The sequence below is a fragment of the Geobacillus sp. B4113_201601 genome, assembly GCF_001587475.1.
Lineage (GTDB): Bacteria > Bacillota > Bacilli > Bacillales > Anoxybacillaceae > Geobacillus > Geobacillus icigianus.
This window is the reverse complement of the sequence record NZ_LQYX01000062.1, coordinates 1-2,198: the sequence shown is the minus strand read 5'-3', so window position 1 is coordinate 2,198 and position 2,198 is coordinate 1. Positions and strand designations below refer to the sequence as shown.

The window sequence follows — 2,198 nt, the reverse complement described above, 5'->3', positions numbered from 1 at the left end:
ATAGACAAATAATGTAAAAACAAAAGCAGGAGGCTGTCCTCAAAAGGTCGTTTTACCGACCTTTTGGGACAGCCTCATTTTTTATCCATATCTCCTCAAGCGGTCTCTCCAGTTCTGTACAGATCGCAAGGCCAGAACGAAATGTTGGAAAGAGAAAAGGCGGATCGCTCCGCCTTTTTTGCACGGGATAGCAGTCGAAAATAATTTTGTACGGGATGAACGAGCATGTCCATTCATCCTTGAAACATCAATAATTTTATGATGCGGTTATTATCCCTCTTGGACGTCACTTACATACGATCGGTTCGGGTTAACAGTGCTGAAACCCTTGAAATGACCGCATTTGCGGTTGTTTTTCATTTTTTGGAAATCAAAAAACGATATGTAAGTTGAAGTTTTGTTTTACATCCCGCTGATTACTTGACTCGTTCTATCATAATCAACTTGTACTTAGATGAAACCCGCAACGAAAAATCGGAAATTCTTTATTGCAACTTATATAGAATCCAAAAAAATTTTGCACGAATTTTGTGCGCATGAGAAGTGCGTTGCCCATATAAAAATGATTTTGCCAAGTGACCGATAAGACTGGTGAAAGACCGCGGATTCCCTTCATCAATGGGGAACGCGTGAAAAGCAGGACCGATGCAACAAGGTTTTTCTCGTTAAGTAATTGTAAATTATCACTTTATTTCGGAATAAATGAGTCATTTTTTTGCACATTCTTTCAGAAAGCCCTCTCCCCTTTTCTGAAGGAATGTGCTAATTTACATCATGAGAGTGCAGGAAAACGGTTGTCAGGTCGAACGAGGAAAGGGAACAAGAAGCTGAGGTCGTGCCTCGTGGAATGCGCCCGTGCCGCCGCTCGAACGAAGAACACGTACCTATCGGCCAAGTATCATCGGATCGCCAAACGAAGAGGAGCGAATCGAGCGAGTGTCGCAGTCGGGAGAACGATTTTAGAACGGATTGATTACATCTTAACTCGAAAGGAACCGTATAGAGAGTGGGGAGCGGACTACTGGGATCGGCAGCGAGAAGCGAGCCTCGTGCGTCAAACGGTGAAACGATTAGAGGAGGTAGGGTACGAGGTGAAACTGGAAAAAAACGAGTGCATAGCACGGATGAACCATATATATACTGGAATGCCTTCCTTTAGAAGCTAGTTCCAAAGACTAGAGGATCCTGTTTTTTATCTTAAGTGGTGTTTTCAGGATAGACAAAATCAAACAAGCATAAAAATAGCCCTTGCCTAGAAAACTCAACTAGCAACGCGGTCTATAAATAATACAAGAAAACCAACTGATCCACAAACTTAAAGGGGAATTGGTTTTTTGTTGTATTTTTATCCATAAAACACCAACCCCTTTCTTAATCGTCTTTAGTGTAATACTTTATAAAACTTATCAATGAAATTAGAACTATTGCAATGATATTAGCTGTAACAGAAACTCGTTCATTCTCAACAAACACGTTAAACACCCAAACAAAAAAGAAAATGATCAACAGAATATCTTTATATTTTTGTTTAATTGTTTTTTTCATCTCACTCTTCCTTTCTTTAAATAATTTACTCTTACTGTAGATGAGCATTTTTTATTACAGTAATTTCCACGTCTAAGAGACAAACAGGATACCCCTTAGACGACATAGAGCTTTTTTGATCACATCAATGGGAATATCTTGCTTCTCAGCGTCATAAATGAACTCGACGACGCTGTGGTCTTTCCTCGATCGTCCGGTTCGTCTTGAGCATCGCGATGACATGGAATCCTTGTTTCAGACAGGCTTCGCTAGGCATTTGGAACGGGTACCACACATACACATCGGTCGAGCTCGCTTCCGTTGAGCGAGGAAAGCCTCTCGATCGCTAGGTCGATCTTGCTTCTTCCCGCCGTCTTGTCATACAGACGAAACGCAGACGATTGCTTGAAGGTGTGCACCATCAGCCAAACGAGCGAATGCCCCCGAGACCCATTGATGATCGCTGTGAGAGAAAGGACAGTCACCCCCTTGAATGGCGTGGACAGCCCGTGACGGAGGCTTTGTTTTTTTGTTGATTGTAAATTTATGTTAGAAAACTTACTCATCAATATTAATTAAAAGTGTTGATATAAATTATACCCGTGGTGCTAGATAAAATCGAGTAAGCATAAAAATAGCCCTTGCCTGCGGATCTCCTGTAGAATGAAAGTGCG

1 protein-coding gene and 1 pseudogene are annotated in these 2,198 nt (G+C 41.5%); one reads left to right on the top strand and one right to left on the bottom strand.

Annotation, left to right across the window (positions count from 1 at the left end):
* Nucleotides 1-575 precede the first annotated feature (575 nt).
* On the top strand, nucleotides 576-1,166 hold the full coding sequence (locus B4113_RS08105; protein ID WP_348537092.1) for a transposase: 591 nt from the start codon (nucleotides 576-578) through the stop codon (nucleotides 1,164-1,166).
* Between the two features lie 566 nt (nucleotides 1,167-1,732).
* Here the strand turns inward: B4113_RS08105 and B4113_RS20480 are convergent.
* Nucleotides 1,733-2,064 (bottom strand): annotated as a pseudogene (locus B4113_RS20480) (IS701 family transposase); the annotation flags it as partial.
* Nucleotides 2,065-2,198: the final 134 nt, after the last annotated feature.